A 13,248-nucleotide genomic window follows, 5' to 3' on the forward strand; every position below is an offset into this window, starting at 1 on the left:
CCAGTCCGTGTGGCCGCAGCCGGGGACAGCTATTTTTTCTTTTCGAGGAGCCTTCGTAGCGCACATTGAACAGGGTGCCCCACCATGGATACGATCCCAAACTTGTAACTCATAAATACTATGCGATAATTTCCGTACGGATACAAAAAGGCGGCGCCAGGGCGGATGATGAAAAATCAAAATTTAACAAAATTCGACGCATCTGCGCTTGCGTTGCCGGCGCTCGCACTGTGCACGGCAGCCCTGCTGAGCGCGTGCGGCGGGGGCGGCGCCGACAACGCCGCTGAAGCGCCTCTGGTGCTGCACGCAGCGCCGCTCGCAACCGGATCGACCACGCTGGTGCTCGATCCCGGCACGCTGCCGGCCGAAGATGCCCAGCGCATGGCGCTGCCGTCGTTCCACATGGCGCCGGTCGAACTGGAGGCGCCGGACGAGCATGCCGACAGCGCCGCCGCGCCGGTGCACGCGCAGGCGGTCCCGGCTGAATTCCGGCACCTTTCGACGCGCCGCCTGACCATGCAGGCGCTGCACGGCCGTCACCCACAAGCCATGCGCAGCCTGAGCCCGGAAGCGGCCGCCACGCCGGCGGCCTCCGGCGGCGTGGTGGCGACCTACACTCCGGCACAGATCCGCGCCGCCTATGGCTTGCCGGCGCTGCCGGCGGCCGGCGGCGCGTTGACGGCGGCCCAGGCGGCCCAACTGGGCGCCGGCCAGACCATCTACATCCTCGACGCCCAGCATGACCCGAACGTGGCCGCCGAACTGGCCGCGTTCAACACCAAATTCGGCCTGCCGGCCTGCACCACCAGGACCATCGCTCCCACGGCCAGCCTGCCGCTGGCCGCCGCCTCCACCAGCGGCTGCGAACTGGCCGTGGTGTACAGCACCGCCAGGGGTGCCATGACCGCGACCCAGCCTGCGTACGACGCCGGCTGGGCCAGCGAGATCACCCTCGACGTGCAGTGGGCGCACGCCACCGCGCCACTGGCGCGCATCGTGCTGATCGAAACCGCCGATGCCAGCTACGACAATCTGCTGGGCGGCGCCAAGCTGGCCAACGCGATGGGGCCGGGCATCGTCTCGATGAGTTTTGGCGGCCCTGAAAGCAGCGGCACCGTTTCCTCCGACAGCGTATTCGCCGCCACCGGCATGACCTATCTGGCCGCCACCGGCGACTCCGGCGCAGGCGTGTCGTGGCCGGCGGTCGCGCCGCACGTGCTGGCGGTCGGCGGCACCACGCTCAGCTACGGTGGCAGCGGACTGCGTTCCGAAGTGGCCTGGTCCGGCACCGGCGGCGGCGTCAGCGCGTACACGCCCGCGCCGAGCTACCAGACCAGCGCAGTGCCCGGCATGGGCACGCCCGCGCGCCGCACGGTGGCCGATGTCGCCTTCAATGCCGACCCGTCGTCCGGCCAGTACGTGGCGATGATCGCGCCCGGCAGCAGCACGGTGCGCTGGGGCAGCGTGGGCGGCACCAGCCTGTCGACGCCGCAGTGGGCCGGCCTGATCGCGGTGGCCAACGCCACCCGCGCGCTGAACGGCAAGGCGGCCATGGGCGCGCCGCACGCGGCCCTGTACGGTGGGATCGCCAGCGTGCCGGGCACCTACGCCTCGGCCTTCGCCGATATCGCCGCCGGCAGCGACGGCAGCTGCGCCGCTTGCACCGCCAAGACCGGCTACGACCAGTTGACCGGCCTGGGCACGCCGAACGTGTCCAGCCTGTTGTCGACGCTGTCGGGCCTGACCATTGCCGCCGCGCCGCAGGTGGGCTCGGCCAGCATCAAGGGCACGGTCGGCACAGCGTTGACGTTCACGGTTTCCACCGTCGCGGCCAATGCGGTCAGCTATACACTGACCGGGGCGCCGTCCGGCATGAGCATCGCCAGCGCCGGCGTGGTCAGCTGGGCGGCGCCGGTGGCCGGGACGTACGCTGTCACCGTGACCGCCAAGGACAGCAAGACCGGCCTGAGCGGGCAGGGCGTGTACACCATCGTCATCGCGCCGTTGTCGGCGCCGGTGCTGACCGCGGGCACCATCAGCGGCAAGGTGGGCGTGGCGTTGTCGTTCTCGGCGGCGGCCAGCAATGCCAATCCGGTCACCTACGCGCTGAGCGGCGCGCCGTCCGGCATGACGATCAGCACCACGGGCATGGTCAGCTGGGCCAAGCCGGTGGCCGGCGTCTACACCGTCAGCGTCACCGCCAAGGACAGCAAGACCGGCTTGAGCGGCCAGGCCCAGTACACGGTGCAAATCACCAACGGCGGCCCGGTGATCGCGGCCGCGGCCATGACGGGCGTGGCGGGCAAGCCGATGACGGGCTTGATCACCATCGTGGACACTGGCGCCAGTTCGGTGTCGATCACGATCTCCGGGGTGCCGCTGGGCATGATGTTCCAGTCCAGCGGTCTGAGCGTCATGCCGTATTGGAACGCACCGGTGGCCGGCAGCTATCAATTAAAGGTGGTGGTGACCGATAATGCTGGAGGCAGCGCCCAGCTGACGGTCCCGGTGACGGTGACTGCGCGCTGATTGAAATTTAAGACCACAAAACATCTAGACTGATGGTATTTCTAATGGTATCCGCAGCAAGGGGCCGGGAAGTATCCCCGTTAAATTAATGACTTAGCACTCTCATTGATATTCGAGTGGGAGTAAGCAGCCGGCTCAAATTAGCTGAGGTTACTTGAAAGACGAATGGTCAAGGATGATCGAAACAGATCATCCTTGGCCATTTTACTTGGAAGCGATTTTTTACCCGCCCGCGTGGTCGTTGCCCCCGTGCGCGGCGATGAACATGGCGACGGCCGACCGGCAATAGGATTCGATTTCGTTGTCGTTCTCTGCTATCGCCTCGTCAAAGCGAGCGACGATCAGGAGATCGCATCCTTTTAAAAGCGCGGCAAACAAGCGGGCGGACTGGCGGGGATCGGGCACGTTCAGAACCTCCTTCGCGTGTAACCGACGCAACAGGGCCTCGATCTGGGCGATGACATGGGCGGGACCTGCTTCGTATTGGAGCCTGCTTAACGACTCCTGATTCGTCTTGTCGGCCAGGATCATGGCTTCGACGCGGCGGACATCCGGGTTCAGGAACGTGCGCAGCAGGGATGACCCCACCGCCATGAGCTGATCCGCGGCCGAACCGTCGACCCCTTCAAACAGTCCCTGTGGCGCGAACCGATGGCAGCTTGCCGCGATGGCCGCGCTGAACAGCGCTTCCTTGTTCTCGAAGTGCCGATAGATGCTGAGCTTGGATATCTTCGCCCGCTGGGCGACCTTGTCCATGGTCGTCGCTTGAAAACCCAATTCCACAAAAAGTTCGCACGCGGCGTCCGCGATCGTTTGGCCAAGCGCCTCGTTGGCGGGGCGACCGCGCCGGCCCTGATTGTTTTCAGTCATAAAAAATTCCAGTACTTGACAGTATCTAATTCTTTAATTAGGATACCACAAAGTATCCAAAGGGTGCAAACCCGATGGGCAGGTTGTTTTGTGCCAGGCCCGGTCCACCCTTCATCCACACACGGAGCCCATCACCATGAATGACGTCATCATCATCGGCGGCAGCTTTGCCGGCCTCGCCGCGGCCCTTCAGCTCGGCCGTGCCCGCCGCAAGGTCACAGTCCTCGACACTTGCCGGCCACGCAACCGCTTCGCCGGCCATTCGCATGGTCTGCTCGGCCACGACCACAAGCCGCCGCTGGACATCCTGGCCGAGGCGCGGCAGCAGCTGGCGCGTTATCCAACGGTCAGGCTGGTCACTGCGGGGGCCGAGAGCATCTCCGGCGCCCTCGACGATTTCTGCGTCGTCACCGACGACAACGAAAGCCTCAGGGCACGTCGCCTGATCCTGAGCTATGGCGTCGTCGACCAGACGCCTGACGTCCAGGGCTTCGCCGAAGGCTGGGGCACGTCCATTGTTCCGTGCCCCTATTGCGACGGCTTTGAAGTCGCCGGCCAGCATTGGGGCCTCGCCTGGTCCGGCCCGCAGTCGCACAATTATGTCAGGCTGTACCACGATTGGACCGAGACGTTGACGGTCTTCGCCGATGGTCACGACATCGCGCCCGATATTCGGGCCGATCTGGCGCGCCGCGGCATACCTGTCGTCGATGGCCGGATTACGGAAATCGCCCGACACGGCGTCCATGGTGCCACTGTCAAGCTCGATACCGCCGCCAATGTCGCGGTCGACATCCTGTTCGCGCATCCGCGCAACAAGCCGTCCGCAAGCCTGCATGAATCACTGGGCCTGGCCACGGTCGCTACGCCCTTGGGCATCGCCCTCAAGGTCGACGAGCGCCGTGAAACCAGCATGCCCGGCATCTACGCCGCCGGCGATCTTGCAAACCCAGCCATGGCCTCGGTCACCACGGCAATATCGCAGGGCGCGATGGCGGGTATCTCCGCACAGCAATCAATGCTGGTTTAAGAGCACAGATTCCATTCTTCGGTTGTCGCAGGCTCCTTAGGCATTGCGGCGCCTATCCGTCACAGCGCGGATGTTCGCTTCCCTCCGCGCTTCATCTGTCCAAAGGGGGCTAGTGAATAACGAATCAGAACAAGGAGATAGCATGACAGAGCAAAATGCCGATCAGGCCGCCGACTGGAATGACCAAAGCGGGGAGCGCTGGGTCGCCAACCAGGCCCGGCTCGACGCCATGGTGGCGGTGTTCGGCCAGGCCGCGATCGCAGCCGCCGCGCCCGCGACGGGCGAGCGCGTGCTGGACGTCGGCTGCGGCGCGGGCGCATCGAGTCGGGCTCTGGCCGCCCGTGTCGGCGCAGGGGGGCAAGTGCTGGGCGTGGACATATCCGAAGCGCTGATCGGCCGGGCGCGCGCGCTTGCGCCACAGGATATGCCGGCGCTGTTCCAGGTGGCCGACGCCAGCAGCGCCGAGTTCCCCGAAGGCGCGTTCGACATCCTGTTCTCGCGTTTCGGGGTGATGTTCTTCGACGATCCGACCGGGGCGTTCGCCCATATGCGACGCGCGCTGCGGCCGGGCGGGCGGGTCGCTTTCGTCTGCTGGCGCGGCGCGGCCGAGAACGAATGGATGCGCCTGCCGATGGGCGCGATGCAGGGCATCGTCCCGCCGGCCGCGCCGCCCGATCCCGAAGCCCCCGGCCCATTTTCGTTCGGCGAGCGGGGCCGGGTTGCGCGCATCCTGGCGGCAGCCGGTTTCATCGATATCGCTCTCGCGCCCTTCGATGCTTCCGTCCCGATCGGCGAGGGCGGGACGCGGGACGCTGCGCTCGACGACGCGGTGAAGATGGCGCTCGAGGTCGGCCCGCTGTCGCGTGCGCTTGCCGGTCAGGGCGACGACATCCGCGCTCGCGCCTCGGCCGCGGTTCGAGCCGTCTTCGCGGGCCTTCCCGGCGAACGGTCGGTGACGATCGACGGCGCGGCGTGGATCGTCACGGCGCGCAATCCGGCAAGCTGACAGGATTAACCGGGGAGGCGTTCCCCGGTGGGGCCGGGCGTAGTTGCGGCTGGCCGACGGGTCATCTATACTCCTGCAAGTTTTTTATATATTAAATACATCTGAGCATGCGCATGGCGGGAACGCGAAAGTTCGTAAAAACTGAGGAAGATTCGTGAAATTCAGAAGAGATTTGTTCGTGGCTGCCCTCATGGCTGCCCTGGCCGGCTGCGGCACGACCGCGGACCGCACCGCAGCGCCGGCGCCGACGAAGGCGTTTCACTGGACATCGAGCGCGCCGTTGATCTCGCCCCAACCTGCGCCGGACCAGACCATCTATGCGGTAAAAGATCCTTCGATCGTCAACGTGAACGGCACATACCACGTCTTCATGACCACCGCCGGGTCGGTCGGCTGGGGCCTCGCATACACGAGCTTTGACAAGTGGCCGGACGCGGCGTCCGCGAAAATCGTCCCGCTGGCGAAATCCCCGATGGGACCGGGTTATCGCGCCGCGCCGCAAGTGTTTTATTTTGCTCCGAAAAAGACCTGGTATCTCGTCTACCAGGGGAGCGATCCGCTGTACTCCACCTCGAAGGATATCGGCGATCCCATGTCCTGGAGCGCGCCGCAACCGTTCTTTCCCGTCGTCCCCGACATCGTCAAGCTGCCGCAGGGTCATGGCTGGCTGGATTTCTGGGTGATCTGTGACGATCGGAAGTGCTACCTGTTCAATACCGACGACCATGGGCGTCTGTTGCGGTCCGAGACCGCGCTCGGCGAGTTCCCGAATGGCTTCCACAATACGGTCGCCGTGATGACCGAAAAAACGGAAGACCTGTTCGAGGCGAGCAATACCTACAAAATCGCCGACACGAATACCTACATCACCCTGGTGGAGGCCGTGTCGCCGCAAGGGCGCTACTTCCGGATCTGGAAGAGCGATGGCCTGGATGGAAAATGGGAGCCGTTCTCGTCCGCGCCTATGAATACGTTTGCCGGCCGCGACAACGTCGAGCAGCTGTGGTCGGAAGGTATTTCTCATGGCGAAATGATACGGACGAATGCCGATCAAACGATGACGATCGATCCTTGCCGTCCGCTCGAATACCTCTTCCAGGGCAATGATCCGGCCGTGCATGTGGCCGACTACATCAAGCTTCCGTATCGGCTGGGCGTCATCACGGCGAAGGGGGACAACCCGGTGAGCGCGCTCTGCCGTTGACCGTATCATCGATGTTCGATCAGGTCCAGCCGGTCCAATCATGTTAGATTGCCTGCACCCTTAGGCAACGAACTGTCTCCCATGAAAAAGAGCGCACCGACAATCCTCCGCTGTATTCTTGCGCTCGCCGCTGCGCTGCCGACGTTGGCGTCAGCCCAACTGGCGCCCGACACTGTGCGCGCCATCGATGCCATCGTCGCGAAAGCGCTGGAAGACAAGTCGGTTCCGAGCGTGTCGATCGCCGTCGTCAAAGACGGCAAGCTGGCTTATGCGAAAGCATATGGCGTGGCGCGCCTCGACAAGGGGATCAAGGCCACCCCGCAGATGCGTTACAAGATCGGATCGAACACCAAGCAAATCGTGGCGGCGGCGATCTTGTTGCTGGTCCAGGACGGCAAGGTGGCGCTCGAGGATAAGGTGGCGCGCTTCCTGCCCGACCTGACGAGGTCGAATGAAGTCAGCGTGCGGCAATTGCTCGCGCATACAGCGGGTTATCCCGACTACTATCCGCTCGACTATGTGGCGCCCTTCATGGAGCAGCCGACGACCGTCGATGCGATCCTCTCCAACTGGGGTAAGCAGCCGCTCGGCTTCGACCCGGCCTCGCGATGGGAGTACAGCAATACCGGCTATGCGATTGCCGGGCGCATCATTGAAATCGCCAGCGGGATGTCGCTCGACGCGTTCATCCACCGCCGGATCACGGACAAGCTGGCGATGCGTTCGGTGGTCGACACCAGCGCGACGTCGTGGGACGAGGCCGATCCGCAAGGCTACGAAGCGGCGGCATTCGGTCCGCCGCGCCCGGCCCGGCCGGAAGGCCGGTATTGGGTCTGGGCGGCCGGCAACCTGGCGATGACGGCGAGCGACCTGGCGCGCTGGGACATCGCGCTCATGCACGATGCGATCCTCAACGCCGCCTCCCGCAAAGCGCTGTCGACTGAGAATTTGTTAAGCGATGGCGTCGGCACAAATTATGGGTTGGGCATGTTCGTTCATGCGACGCCCGAAGGACGATTGCGGTGGGACCACGGCGGCGAGGTTTCCGGCTTCCGTTCGCAAAACACCCTTTTCCCGCATGACGACACGGCCATTGTCGTGCTCACCAACGGCGGCGGCGCGGCCAGCGAGCAGGTCACCGGCGAGATCGCGTCGCTCTTGTTCGCCCCGGCAGCCGACTCGGCCGCGCCCCAGGCGTTGAGCAAGGTGCGCGCGCTGTTCGCGCAATTGCAGACGGGGCATCCGGACCGGAGCATGATGAGCGATGCCTTGCGTGCCTATTTCAGCGACCAGGTCGTCGCCGACTTTGCCGCGTCGCTCAAGCCGTTGGGCGAGGTCGAGAGCATAGTCGAAACGCGTTCTGATCGTCGCGGAGGTCTGGTCTACCGCTTCTTTCGCATCAAGACCACTGGCGGGACGGTCAGAGTGCCGACTTATTTCACGTCGGATGGCAAGTTGGAGCAGTTCATTGTCTATCCCCGTTAGCGCCGGTTGAGTTGTCCGGCCCGGCCTGCCGTGCGGCGTGAATCCATTGCAGGCATCGTCTTGGTACGAACGCGCATTAAGCGAGCCCACTTACATCATACAAAAATCGGCTTGCAAAAAGGAGGGTGATCATGGATTTTTATTTCCGGCGGATTGATTTGGAAGGGCGCCGGCACATCCGGCGCGGCTTTACAAATTCTCCTTGCCTTGCAAGGCGGAGTTATCCATAATCCGGCATAAAAACGAATAGTCATTCATTTAAATGAAAGTAATGCACGCATATTTTGAAGGCTCGGCCTTGTATTCGATGAACCCGGTGCCGGTCCGGCCTGGCAGGCAGCAGTGCTGGGCGACGCTCATCGCGCCATGAAGATTCTGCTGATTGAAAACGATCTGGACCTGGGCGACGAGATCCGCATCGCGCTGGTCGACCAGGGAATGGACGTGGTGTGGGTCCGCATGCTCGGTGACGCCAACAGGTTCCTCGATGCCGGGACCTGCGACCTCGTACTGCTTGATTTGAACCTGCCGGATGGCGACGGCAGGCAATTGCTGAGGCGGCTGCGTCGCAGTGACAGCGGCTTGCCGGTGCTGACCGTGAGCGCCCAGGACTCGCTGCCGGAGCGCCTGCGGGCCTTCGACTCCGGCGCCGACGACTATCTGGCCAAGCCGTTCGACCTCGCTGAACTCGTACTGCGCCTGCTCGCGCTGGTACGGCGCAGTTATGGCTTCGATGGTAAGCGGCTGGGCCTGCGGGATCTGTCATTGCATGTGCCGACCCGCCGCGCCAGCCTGCGTGGCAGGCCCGTCAAGCTGACGGCGTGCGAATTTGTGCTGCTGAAGACGCTGCTGATACGCGCCAACCGGGTGGTGACCCGGCGCAGCCTTGAAGAACAGGCGCTGCCGGGTGCCCGCGCGAACTCCAGCAATTCGCTGGACGTCCACATCGCCAACCTGCGGCGCAAGATCGGCGAAGGCTATATCGAGACCGTGCGCGGCATAGGCTACGTGATTGTTCAAGGCGAGTCTGTCGCCTGACGGGGCCAGCTAATACCCGGCAAACCGCTGCGGAGCATATCCTTCCGCCTGAATGAACGGCGTGGCGCCGTCGATCAGGTCCGCCAGCAGGCGCGCACTGGCGGGCCCCAGCGTGAATCCCTGATGGCCGTGGCCGAAGTTGAACCACAGGCCGGGGTGCCGGCCTGCAGGGCCTATGACGGGCAGCATATCGGCGACGCAAGGCCGGCAGCCCAACCAGGGAACCGGCTCGACAGGTGCGCCCAACTCCAGCAATTCGCGCGCGGAAGCTTCTGCCAAGGCGAGCTGTCGCGGCGTCGGCCTCGCATCGAGCGCGGCGATTTCGGCGCCGGTCGTGATGCGCAGGCCGCGGCTTTGCGGCGACATGACATAGCCCCGCTCCGCGTCCAGCGTGGGAACGGAAGGCATGGCGCCATCGGCATAGTGGCGATGGTAGCCGCGTTTGACGAACAACGGCAGGCGGTAGCCAAGGCGTTGCGTGAAGCTTTCGGCCCAGGGCCCCAGCGCGATGACCGCCTGAGTCGTCGATGGTGCCGTCCGCGCTGTCGACCCTGCCATGCGGCGCCGTGGCGCCGCGTCGAGCCATCGCCGTGGACGAACCGACCGCCATTGCGCTGGAACAGGGCCGCGTAGCGTTCCACCAGCCTGCCCGGATCCGTCACGCTCCACGAGTCTGACCAGTGCACGGCACCCGCCAGCGTCCTGCGGAAGGCAGGCTCGACCCGGGCGAGTTCAGCGCCATCGAACGCCTGGAAGCTGATGCCATGGTCGCGCTGCAGGCGCGCGGCATCCGCCAGTGCCTGCGCGAACGGCTGGCCGCTGCGGAAGGCCAGACGCAGCCCGGAGCGCCTCACCAGGTCGTCCGCATCGGCGAGCCGCAGCAGGCGCGCATGTTCGCTTGTCGAATGGGCGATCAGCGCGGCATAGTGGCGGCTGATCGCGCCATGACGGCCGGGCGCCGACGCCCGCCAGTATTGCCAAAGCTTGGGCAGCACCGCCAGTACGGCCGCCGGGTGATAGCTGACGCTTGGATCCCGGCCGAGCGCCGCCATCAGCAAAAAACCGGCGCCGCGCGGCATCGGGTAGGGCTCCACCGCTTCGCGTTGTATCACGCCGGCGTTGCCGTAGGACGTCTCCTGGCCAGGCCCGCGTTTGTCGAGCAGCGTCACGTGATGCCCGCGTAACTGTAGCTCAAGCGCAGTGCAGGTTCCCACCATGCCCGCGCCGATCACGAGGATTGCTTGCTTCATTGGCCGCCCGTGCTTGTCGCAGGCGTTTCGGCGGCGACCACGGTGATTTCCACCCGCGCGCCCGGCAGCACGAGCGGTGCAACAACGGTGGTGCGGACCGGGTAGGGCGCTTTGAAATGCTGCTGGTACGCCACATTAAACGCCGAAAAGTCTTCGGCATGGGTCAGGTGGACCGTCGCCTGAACCACGTCGCGCAGATCCAGCCCGAGTCCGGCCAACGTCGCGCCGATGCGCTGCAGCGTGAGATGGGTCTGGGCTTCGATACTGGATGGCATGGCGCCTTCCGGGCCGAGAGGCAGTTCGCCCGACAGGAAAACCAGGCCGCCGGCGCGGCGCCATTTGGAGAAGGGAAGGGTGTTGTTGGTCATGGGTTCATTCCGAGGTTGAAAGGGTGGTTCATAGCGTCGTGCGGAGGCTCCACAATTCGGGAAACATCACCTGGTCCAATACGCGCCGCAGGTAGTCGACGCCGGAAGTGCCGCCGGTGCCGCGTTTGAAGCCGATGACGCGCTCGACCGTGCTGACGTGCCGGAAGCGCCACAGCCGCAAGGCCTGCTCGATATCGGTCAGTTTTTCCGCCAGCTGGTACAGGTCCCAATACTGGTGCGGTGCCGCATACACGGCGCGCCACGCTGCTTCGACCTCCGGGCTGGGCTGGTAGGGCGCGCACCAGTCGCGCCGGATATGTGTTTCGGGCACAGGCAAGCCGCGCCGTGCAAGAAGCCGCAGGGCCTGGTCGTACAGCGAAGGCTGGTCATAAGCGGACCGGACCTGTTGCAGCCTTGCGGGATGGTGCTGGTGCGGTGTCAGCATGGCGGCATTCTTGTTACCCATCAAAAATTCAAGCGCCCGGTACTGCCAGCTCTGGAAGCCGGAACTGTTGGACAGGTACGGCCGCACGGCCGCGTATTCCGGCGGTGTCATGGTGGACAGGACGTCCCACGCCTGCACCATCTGCGCCATGATGTGCGACACGCGGGACAGCATCTTCAAGGCCGGCGCGCACTGGTCGCCTGCAAGGCAATCGACCGCGCCACGCAGCTCATGGAGCATCAGTTTCATCCACAACTCGCTCACCTGATGCTGGACGATAAACAGCATTTCATTGCGGTCGGCCGACAGCGGATGTTGGGCATCGAGGACCCGATCTAAATGGAGATAGTCGCCGTAGCTCATGTCGCGCGAAAAATCGAGCTTGGCGCCTTCTTCATGGACGGTGTCGCGCTTCATGTGACGGCGCCCTTGCGCTCGAAGCGGGCCTGGCGCCAGTCGCCGCTGTCGAGTACCCTGGCCAGCTCCTGCACCGCGTCCCAGACATCGACGTACCGCGTGTACAAGGGCGTGAAGCCGAAGCGCAGGATGTCCGGCGCACGGAAGTCGCCCACGACGCCGTGGGCGATTAGCGCCTGCATGATGGGATAGGCGCCGTCCTCGTGCGCCAGGCAGACCTGGCTGCCCCGGTGCGCCTCGTCGCGCGGCGTCACCAGCTTCAGCCGGTGTTCCTTGCAATGCGTATCGACCAGTTCGATGAACAGACGCGTCAATGCAAGCGATTTGCGCCGCAACACCGCCATGCCGCCGGCGGCCAGCACAGTATCGACGCCGCATTCCAATGCGGCCATGGCCAGCACCGCCGGTGTCCCGCAGAGGAAGCGCGCGCTGCCCGATGCGGGCTCGTAGGCTGGCGTGAAGGTGAAAGGATGCGCGTGGCCGAACCATCCGCTTAACGGTTGCGTGCAGCGGTCGGCATGCCTGCGGTGGGCCCAGACGAATGCCGGCGCGCCGGGGCCGCCGTTCAGGTATTTGTAGCCGCAGCCGACGGCGAAGTCGGCATCGTCTCCGTTCAGGTCAACGGGAACGGCGCCGGCCGAGTGCGCCAGGTCCCACAGCGTCAATACTCCGGCCTGGCGCGCTTGCGCGTTCAACGCCGCCATGTCGTGCATGCGGCCGGTCCGGTAGTTCACATGGGTCAGCATCATGACGGCAACGCCGCCTTGCGCCAGCAGGTGGGGAATCTGGTCGGGCGTTTCCGCCAGCACCAGCTCGCAGCTGTGCTGCCGCGCCAGGCTCTCCGCGATGTACAGATCGGTAGGGAAGTTGTGACGCTCCGACAGAATGCGGCGCCGTGCCGGCCGCTCGGTCAGCGCAAGTGTCAGCGCAGCGCTCAAGGCCTTGTAGACATTGACCGACGTCGAATCGGCGACCACCAGTTCGCCCGGGTTGGCGCCGACCAGGGTGGCGATCTTGTCGCCGACACGCTCAGGTAAATGGACCCAGCCAGCCTCGTTCCAGCTGCCGATCAAACCCTGGCCCCATTCGCGTCTGACCACCTGCTCCAGGTGCGAGGCGGTGGATTTCGGCAAGGCGCCCAGCGAATTGCCATCGAGGTAGACCACACCTTCGGGCAGTTCGAAACGATCCCGCAGATGCGCCAGTTCATCGTCGCGATCCAGTGCGAGCGCCTGCTCGCGCGACGTGATCATGATGTCCGATTCCTGGTGGTCGGCAAAGGCGGCGACGCGCAGCGCGCCTTCCGGTCCCGCGCCGACATAATTTGAATAAGCGATGAAGATGTCTTCTTTCATGAGAGATTCCTGTATGTCGCGCATGCGTTACGCATCGTCGACGGTGAACGCGGTTGTCGGGCTGCCGTTTTCGTCTATGGCCAGGCCAAGGCTGCGCAGGCTGCGTTTGAGCAGCTGCGCGTTCGTGTGCAGGCGCTCGCGTAGTCCGGGGCGCAGACGTACCAGCTCCAGGCTGCGCGCGGTCATTGCGGCGCCGGCCGAGCATCCCGGCGCGGCGCCGCGCGCCGCCGGCGACCGCCAAAGACGCACGA

General features: G+C 64.6%; 12 protein-coding genes and 1 pseudogene. 6 read left to right on the forward strand and 7 right to left on the reverse strand.

What is annotated here, in order from left to right; all coding sequences use genetic code 11:
• Positions 1–165: 165 nt before the first annotated feature.
• A complete protein-coding gene (locus HUX88_RS31085; RefSeq protein ID WP_176364274.1) occupies positions 166–2,529 on the forward strand; it encodes a S53 family peptidase in 2,364 nt (787 codons plus the stop codon).
• A 222-nt stretch (positions 2,530–2,751) separates the two neighbouring features.
• On the opposite strand, the gene HUX88_RS31090 is transcribed toward HUX88_RS31085, so the two are convergent.
• Positions 2,752–3,399, reverse strand: a complete 648-nt coding sequence (locus HUX88_RS31090) for a TetR/AcrR family transcriptional regulator (RefSeq protein ID WP_176364275.1) — start codon at positions 3,397–3,399, stop codon at positions 2,752–2,754.
• A gap of 136 nt (positions 3,400–3,535) precedes the next feature.
• On the opposite strand from HUX88_RS31090, the gene HUX88_RS31095 reads away from it, so the two are divergent.
• The 5 genes from HUX88_RS31095 (at position 3,536) to HUX88_RS31115 (ending at position 9,162) form a co-directional block, all read left to right on the forward strand.
• Positions 3,536–4,429 carry an NAD(P)/FAD-dependent oxidoreductase gene (locus tag HUX88_RS31095; RefSeq protein WP_176364276.1) on the forward strand — a complete coding sequence of 298 codons (894 nt, stop codon included), beginning with the start codon at positions 3,536–3,538 and terminating at the stop codon, positions 4,427–4,429.
• Between the two features lie 142 nt (positions 4,430–4,571).
• The gene (locus tag HUX88_RS31100; RefSeq protein WP_117011219.1) at positions 4,572–5,435 is read left to right on the forward strand and encodes a class I SAM-dependent methyltransferase; all 864 of its coding nucleotides are present in this window, start codon (positions 4,572–4,574) and stop codon (positions 5,433–5,435) included.
• 190 nt (positions 5,436–5,625) lie between these two features.
• The gene (locus tag HUX88_RS31105; protein ID WP_176364283.1) at positions 5,626–6,639 is read left to right on the forward strand and encodes a non-reducing end alpha-L-arabinofuranosidase family hydrolase; all 1,014 of its coding nucleotides are present in this window, start codon (positions 5,626–5,628) and stop codon (positions 6,637–6,639) included.
• 81 nt (positions 6,640–6,720) lie between these two features.
• Positions 6,721–8,124 (forward strand): serine hydrolase, encoded by a 1,404-nt coding sequence (locus tag HUX88_RS31110; RefSeq protein ID WP_176364277.1) that lies wholly within the window; start codon positions 6,721–6,723, stop codon positions 8,122–8,124.
• A 366-nt stretch (positions 8,125–8,490) separates the two neighbouring features.
• A complete protein-coding gene (locus tag HUX88_RS31115) occupies positions 8,491–9,162 on the forward strand; it encodes a response regulator transcription factor (RefSeq protein ID WP_176364278.1) in 672 nt (223 codons plus the stop codon).
• 9 nt (positions 9,163–9,171) lie between these two features.
• On the opposite strand, the gene HUX88_RS33425 is transcribed toward HUX88_RS31115, so the two are convergent.
• The 6 genes and pseudogenes from HUX88_RS33425 to HUX88_RS31140 all read right to left on the reverse strand — a co-directional run.
• Complete coding sequence (locus HUX88_RS33425; RefSeq protein WP_373886864.1) at positions 9,172–9,720, reverse strand: NAD(P)/FAD-dependent oxidoreductase; 549 nt, start codon at positions 9,718–9,720, stop codon at positions 9,172–9,174.
• Between the two features lie 50 nt (positions 9,721–9,770).
• Positions 9,771–10,412, reverse strand: a pseudogene (locus tag HUX88_RS33430) (NAD(P)/FAD-dependent oxidoreductase); the annotation flags it as partial.
• Positions 10,409–10,780 carry a RidA family protein gene (locus tag HUX88_RS31125; RefSeq protein WP_176364279.1) on the reverse strand — a complete coding sequence of 124 codons (372 nt, stop codon included), beginning with the start codon at positions 10,778–10,780 and terminating at the stop codon, positions 10,409–10,411. The pseudogene HUX88_RS33430 and the gene HUX88_RS31125, both read right to left, overlap by 4 nt.
• 28 nt (positions 10,781–10,808) lie before the next feature.
• Positions 10,809–11,642 (reverse strand): tryptophan 2,3-dioxygenase, encoded by an 834-nt coding sequence (gene kynA, locus HUX88_RS31130; protein ID WP_176364280.1) that lies wholly within the window; start codon positions 11,640–11,642, stop codon positions 10,809–10,811.
• Complete coding sequence (kynU, locus tag HUX88_RS31135) at positions 11,639–12,895, reverse strand: kynureninase (protein ID WP_176364284.1); 1,257 nt, start codon at positions 12,893–12,895, stop codon at positions 11,639–11,641. Before kynU ends, kynA begins: the two co-directional genes overlap by 4 nt.
• Positions 12,896–13,024: 129 nt before the next feature.
• Positions 13,025–13,248 (reverse strand): hypothetical protein (locus HUX88_RS31140; RefSeq protein ID WP_176364281.1); only part of this gene is annotated, 224 nt, incomplete at its 5' end.

The sequence above is a fragment of the Duganella sp. BJB1802 genome (assembly GCF_013369445.1).
GTDB lineage: Bacteria > Pseudomonadota > Gammaproteobacteria > Burkholderiales > Burkholderiaceae_D > Rugamonas > Rugamonas vulcania_A.